Origin of the sequence: Parvibaculum sp., assembly GCF_049672805.1 — a bacterium.
GTDB lineage: Bacteria > Pseudomonadota > Alphaproteobacteria > Parvibaculales > Parvibaculaceae > Parvibaculum.
The window spans coordinates 1-6,439 of record NZ_JBATWS010000358.1; the positions used below are offsets into that span (position 1 = coordinate 1).

The 6,439-nt window shown below is 61.3% G+C and carries 8 protein-coding genes; 5 read left to right on the forward strand and 3 right to left on the reverse strand.

Annotated elements, in window-relative coordinates:
* The 3 genes from WBF74_RS11195 to WBF74_RS11205 all read right to left on the reverse strand — a co-directional run.
* On the reverse strand, nt 1-349 hold a 349-nt coding region (locus WBF74_RS11195), incomplete at its 3' end, for a pyrroline-5-carboxylate reductase family protein (protein ID WP_424439637.1).
* A gap of 44 nt (nt 350-393) precedes the next feature.
* Complete coding sequence (locus tag WBF74_RS11200) at nt 394-897, reverse strand: YbjN domain-containing protein (protein WP_424439640.1); 504 nt, start codon at nt 895-897, stop codon at nt 394-396.
* A gap of 206 nt (nt 898-1,103) precedes the next feature.
* A complete protein-coding gene (locus WBF74_RS11205; RefSeq protein ID WP_424439643.1) occupies nt 1,104-1,376 on the reverse strand; it encodes an accessory factor UbiK family protein in 273 nt (90 codons plus the stop codon).
* Nucleotides 1,377-1,514: 138 nt separating this feature from the next.
* Here WBF74_RS11205 and WBF74_RS11210 point away from each other — a divergent pair, with 138 nt between their 5' ends.
* The 5 genes from WBF74_RS11210 (at nt 1,515) to pgeF (ending at nt 6,370) form a co-directional block, all read left to right on the forward strand.
* A complete protein-coding gene (locus WBF74_RS11210) occupies nt 1,515-2,204 on the forward strand; it encodes a TetR/AcrR family transcriptional regulator (RefSeq protein ID WP_424439646.1) in 690 nt (229 codons plus the stop codon).
* A 105-nt stretch (nt 2,205-2,309) separates the two neighbouring features.
* On the forward strand, nt 2,310-3,575 hold the full coding sequence (locus tag WBF74_RS11215) for a cytochrome P450 (protein WP_424439649.1): 1,266 nt from the start codon (nt 2,310-2,312) through the stop codon (nt 3,573-3,575).
* A gap of 113 nt (nt 3,576-3,688) precedes the next feature.
* Nucleotides 3,689-4,519: a prolipoprotein diacylglyceryl transferase gene (gene lgt / locus WBF74_RS11220; protein ID WP_424439652.1), complete on the forward strand. Its 831-nt coding sequence runs from the start codon at nt 3,689-3,691 to the stop codon at nt 4,517-4,519.
* Nucleotides 4,516-5,592, forward strand: a complete 1,077-nt coding sequence (locus WBF74_RS11225) for a class I SAM-dependent methyltransferase (RefSeq protein WP_424439655.1) — start codon at nt 4,516-4,518, stop codon at nt 5,590-5,592. The genes lgt and WBF74_RS11225 overlap by 4 nt, the downstream gene beginning before the upstream one ends.
* A gap of 10 nt (nt 5,593-5,602) precedes the next feature.
* Entirely contained in the window at nt 5,603-6,370 is a 768-nt protein-coding gene (pgeF, locus tag WBF74_RS11230) for a peptidoglycan editing factor PgeF (RefSeq protein WP_424439658.1), read from the forward strand.
* Nucleotides 6,371-6,439: the final 69 nt, after the last annotated feature.

Genomic DNA, 6,439 nt, shown 5'->3' on the forward strand with positions numbered 1-6,439 from the left:
CATCCGCTCCGAGCAATTCCTCAAGCCGCGCGAGTCCGGTTCCCGCCGCGATGGAGAGGAACACCGTGCCGGGCTGCACCAGCAGCTTCCATTCAGGCAGCACATCGGCCATGGCTTGCGGCTTCACCGCAATGAGAACAAGGGCAGGCTTGCGCGCCGCAATCTCGGCCACAGTCGCGTTGAGCGACAGGCCCTTTGCCACAAGTGCTGCAATCTCCGGCGAGGCGGAAGGTTCGCGCACGATCACCTGATCAGGCGTCAGCCCCTTGGCGAGCCAGCCCGACAGCAATGCACCGCCCATCTTTCCCGCCCCGACAAGGACCAGCGGGCCATCAATCTCGAATGTCATTTCTGAACCATCTTCAGCAGAAAACCGGCACGCGCCGCATCAGCTCAGGCGTTGCCCTGCGTTTCAAACATGGCAGCGGCAATGGCATCTTCCGCCGATTTCCCCGCCCACATCACGAATTGCAGAGCCGGATAATACCGCTCACAGGCTTCAATCGCGAGCCGAAGCAGCGCTTCGCATTGTTCGGGTGTCGCCGCTGCCCCACCGCAAAGCAGCAGGCTGTTGCGATAAAGCACCGCTCCCTCATCCGACCAGATATCGAAATGACCCGACCAGAGCTGCTCATTGATAAGGGTGATGAGATGGCGCACCACGGGCCGCTTTTCCGGCGGCACGCGGAGATCAAGCGTGCAGGCAATGTGAAGGCCCGAAATATCGTTCCGCCAGTTGAGCGAGAGCTGATAGTCCCGCCACTCCCCGGCAACACAGATATTCAGTTCATCCTCGTGGCTCCGCTCGAAAAACCAGTCACGAATCGACGCAACCTGTTCGAGAAGATCAAGGGGATTGCCGTCGAATTCTTCCGCTTCGGCGACAGTACCTGACATTCCTTACCCCGCTCGGGTTCCCCGGAGCGCCCGGCATTATGCCCAGCCAGACGCAACATCTAGTGGGCGACCCGCCCCATGAATACCAGACAACCGTGCCCGACCTGTTGAGTCGGTGCAAGCCCGGTGCATGGAATAGATGGGGAAATCCGCAGCGAATCTGTGGATGAGAGCAGGCGAAAGGAAAAAGGCGGTGAGGTCCGCGATCACTCCGTCGCTGTCGGAGCCTTCTTCGCAAGCTCTGCTTCCAGCGCCTCCAGCCGCGCTTTCAGCGCTTCATTCTCTTCACGGGCAAGCTGGGCCATGGCGCGCACCGCCTCGAAATCTTCGCGCGTCACGAGATCCATATCGGCGAGCAGGCGTTCAGCCTGCGCCTTCAGCACGGTTTCGACTTCCTGCCGTACCCCTTGCGCCGCCCCGGCGGCATTGGTGAAAAGGCGACCGAGTTCGTCGAAGATGCGGTTCTGGGTCTGGGTCATGGGCGCTGCTCCGGATGGCGTCTGTCCGTGGAACATAATCCTTCGGCGACGAAAAGCGAATCCGCCGATCTGCCGCACCCCGCGCGAGCCTCTTCATGGCATTGGTCTTGCCCCGGCCCATGCTAAAGTTCGCACACCATGACACGAAGCCCGAAAAAGACCGGCGGCCCGAAAACCATCCGCGAGACGCTTCAGGCAGCCGCGCAAGACAATGCCGCAGCCGAGATGGGGGAAACCACCACATCCTCTCTCCCGTCACCGCGCGAGATCGAGGGCACACGGGCAAAGACGCTCACAGCCGCCATGCGCATCCTAGCGGAAAAGGGCGTGGAAGAATTGAGCCTGCGCGCCATTGCCGACAGCGCGGGGATTGGCCTTGCCTCCATCTATCACTACTTCGCGAACAAGGAAGAACTGCTGCTTCACCTCGCTCTCGCCGGCTTCCATGAACTGCGCGAGGACATCGCCCATTATCAGTCGCTCCCCGAACATGCGCCGCGCATGCGGGCAAGTGCCCTTGCCTTCTTCAACTTCGTCACGAAGAAGCAGGCGCTCTTTTCGCTTATGTTCAATGAACGGCTGATGGCCCGCCATGAAGCCTTGCGTGAGGCGGAACGCCTCACACTCCTCGCCTATCTCAAGGCGGTGGCAGAAGATGACCGCATTTCGCCCGAACATCAGGAAAATGCGGCCCATGCCATATGGGCAATGGGGCGCGGGATAGCCGCCACCATTTCCTCCTACCCGGCTGGCACAACGCCGCCCGAACTGGTGGAAAAGATGCTGGCGGGCGGTGCCTATCTCATCTACCGCACCGAAGCCGAGTGACGGACCACCGCACCCCGATCACGTTAATTTGAAGGATTGCGGAACAGCGTTCGAATGCCTCTGATGCAGGGCAAAACCAGAACTATTCCTCAGGAGAGAGAGCCCATGAACGAGCAAGTGTCCAAAGAGAGCATCGCCCGCGACGCGGCCTATGCCGCCCCGCTTGAGACGCTCGATCCGGCCCAGCCTGCCCTCTTCGAAAGCGATACGGTGCTCCCCTATTTCGAGCGCCTGCGCCGCGAAGACCCCGTCCACTACACGCCGGAAAGCGAATACGGCCCCTATTGGTCGATCACGAAATACAACGACATCATGGCGGTTGATACGAACCACCAGGTGTTCTCGTCCGACTTCATGAAGGGCGGCATCACCATCAGCGGCGGCCAGCAGAATATGGAGCCGCTGCCCATGTTCATCGCGATGGACCCGCCCCGCCATGACGTGCAGCGCAAGGCCGTCAGCCCCGCTGTCGCCCCTTCCGCCCTCGCCCAGATGGCGCCGCAAATTCGCGAACGTGCCGCCGGCATTCTCGATGGTCTGCCGATCGGCGAGGAGTTCGACTGGGTCGATCTCGTCTCGAAGGAACTGACTGCGATGACGCTGGCGACGCTTTTCGGCGCGCCGCAGGAATACCGCCGCAAAATCACCTACTGGTCGGACGTCGTGACGGCCATTCCGATGCCGGGCGGCCTTGTCGAAACGCTTGAAGAGAAGCTTGAGATCTTCAACGACTACAATGCTTTCTTCACCGGCCTCTGGAACGAGAAGGTGAATGCGGAGCCGACAGGCGACCTGATCTCGATGCTCGCCCATCACCCCGAAACGCGGAACATGGAGCCGCGCGAATATTTCGGCAATGTCGTCCTTCTCACCGTGGGCGGCAATGACACAACCCGCAACACGATCTCCGGCTCGGTCCTCGCGCTGAACCGCCACCCGGACCAGTATGCGAAGCTCCGCGCCAACCCGGACCTCATTCCCTCCATGGTGTCGGAAACGATCCGCTGGCAGACACCGCTTGCCCATATGCGCCGCACCGCGACGCAGGATATCGAGTTTCAGGGCAAGAAGATCCGCGAAGGCGACAAGGTCGTCATGTGGTATCTCTCGGGCAACCGCGACGATGAAGTCATCGCCAACCCGAATGACTACATCATCGACCGCGAACGCCCCCGCCAGCACATCTCCTTCGGCTTCGGCATCCATCGCTGCGTCGGCAACCGTCTGGCCGAACTCCAGCTCACCATCATCTGGGAAGAAATTCTGAAGCGCTTCCCGGAAATCATCGTCACGGGCGAACCGAAGCGGACCTACTCCACCTTCGTGCGTGGCTATGAATCACTGAACGTCGTGATTCCGAAGCGAAACTGACGCTTCTCTCTGATACAGGCTGGCCTCCCGGCAGTGCTTCTTGACTTGAGCCCCCGGGAGGCCAAACTGGCCGCCAATTCCCGCGCAGACGCGCCGAAGCGAGCTGGAGCCTGATGCCCTTTCCAGATATTGATCCTGTTCTGATCGAGATCGGCCCTTTCGCCATTCGCTGGTATGCGCTGGCTTATATTGCGGGGCTGGTGCTCGGCTGGCGCTATGTCCTCCATCTCGTCAGCACGGAGCGCCTCTGGCAGGACAAGCCTCCCATCAACAGGGCAGGCGTTGATGACATGCTGCTTTGGGTGGCGTTGGGCGTCATTCTCGGCGGCCGCATTGGCTATGTGCTGTTCTACAATCCCGGCCACTACGCCGCACATCCCGTTGAAATCTTCTATGTCTGGCAAGGCGGGATGAGTTTCCACGGCGGCGCGGCAGGTGTGCTCGTCGCCACCTATCTCTTTTCACGCACACGCAACATCGCCTTCGCTTCGCTCATGGATGTAACGGCGGCGGCGGCTACGATCGGCCTTTTCTTCGGGCGCATTGCCAATTTCATCAATTCCGAGCTTTGGGGCCGCGTCACCGACATGCCCTGGGGCGTGATCTTTCCCAATGGCGGCCCGCTGCCGCGCCATCCGAGCCAGCTTTATGAAGCCTTCCTTGAAGGCATCGTGCTTTTCATTCTGCTCTGGCTACTGACCCATCGCTTCACCGCACTGAAAAAGCCCGGCGTCATCACCGGTGCCTTTATCTGCGGCTATGGTGTCGCGCGCATTTTCGTCGAGTTCTTTCGTGAACCGGATGCACAGATCGGCTACCTCGCGGGCAACTGGCTCACCATGGGCATGGTGCTCTCCGCCCCCATGGCCATCATCGGCGCTGGCCTTGTCTGGCACTTCGCGCGCCAGCCCGCAGCACCCGCAAAAGCCGCACCGCGGAAATGACCGACAACAATCTTCGCGACCATCTCATTCGCCTGATCCGCGAAACCGGCCCGCTGCCCCTGTCACATTATATGGCGCTTTGCCTCGGCCATCGCGAGCACGGCTATTACATGACGCGCGACCCGCTGGGGGCGAAGGGTGACTTCACGACTGCTCCCGAAGTGAGCCAGATGTTTGGTGAACTGGTCGGGCTTTGGCTGGCGGATTGCTGGCTCTCATCCGGCGCGCCAAAGCCTTTCGTGCTGGCCGAACTCGGGCCGGGGCGCGGGACGCTCATGGCAGACGCCCTGCGCGCGCTCCGCGCCGTGCCGGGCATGACGGAGGCCGCGTCCATTCACTTTGTCGAGACGAGCCCCGCGCTGCGCGCCGCACAGCGCGAGCGCGTGCAGCAAGCACAGTGGCATTCCGCTGTCGGGGAACTGCCCGAAGGCCCGCTCTTTCTCATTGCCAATGAGTTTTTCGACGCGCTACCCGTCACTCAGTATCAACGCACGGAACGCGGCTGGTGCGAGCGTTGCGTGGACTATCAGGAAGGCCGGTTCGTCCCGGTCCTCGCCCCCGTTCCCGTCGCCCATGATTTGATACTCGCCCCTGCTCTTCATAGGGCACCGCCCGGATCGATTGCGGAAATCTGCCTGCCTGCGACAGCAATCACAGGCGAGATTGCGAGCCGCATTGCGGCAACAGGCGGCGCAGCCCTCATCATCGATTATGGCTATGTGAAAAGCGCACCGGGCGACACGCTGCAGGCGCTTCGCCGCCATGCCTTTGCCGATCCTTTCGACACGCCGGGCGAAGCGGACCTCACCACCCATGTCGATTTCGAAGCGCTTTCCCATGCCGCCCGCGCGGCCGGTGCCACACCGCACGGCCCCGTGGAACAAGGGGCTTTTCTCAACGTTCTCGGCATTGGCGCCCGCGCCGAGCGCCTGATGCGCGATGCAACAGAGAGGCAGAAACGCGATATAGAAAGCGCCCTTGTGCGGTTGACCCATCCGCGGGAGATGGGCAGCCTTTTCAAGGTGCTTGCGATCACGCCGCCGGATGCGGGCATACCCGCCGGTTTCGCATAAGGATCATCACATGCTGACGGCAAAACCCCTCCAGATTCTGGGCCACATCCATCATGGCTTCTTCACGCGCGAGGGCGGCGTATCAAAGGGCATCTATGCCTCGTTGAACTGTGGCCACGGATCGAATGACAGGCGCGACGCCGTCACCGAAAATCGCGCCCGTGTTGCCCAAAAGCTGAGCGCCGAAGCCGACAAGCTCGTCACGCTCTACCAGATTCACAGTGCCGAGGTGGTCGAGGTCACGGAACCATGGCCACCGGGCGATGCCCCGCAGGCAGACGGCATGGTGACGACGACACCCGGCATCGTGCTTGGCGTCCTCACCGCCGATTGTGCGCCGGTGCTTTTCGTGGACACGAAGGCCCGCGTGATCGGTGCCGCCCATGCTGGCTGGAAAGGCGCGATAGGCGGCGTTCTCGAAGCGACCATTGACGCGATGATCCGTCTCGGCGCAACGCGCGGCGACATTGCCGCTGCCATCGGCCCCTGCATCTCGAAGGATGCCTATGAAGTAGGGCCAGAGTTCCGCACCCGCTTCATCGAGGAAGAAGAAGGAAACAGCCGATGGTTCGAGCCCTCGGAAAAGCCGGACTACTTCATGTTCAACCTGCCGGGCTATGTGTCAGCCCGGCTTGAAGCAGGCGGTATCGGCACGGTCATCACGCTCGGCAACTGCACCTATCAGGATGAGAAGCGCTTCTTCTCCTATCGGCGCGCGACCCATCGCAACGAAATCGACTATGGCCGTCAGATCTCCGCGATAATGCTGCGTCCGTGACAGCACAGCGCGGCCTTTCCGCACCATAACGCGAATCGCGCTAAAATGTGGCTCGGGTTACACCTCGCC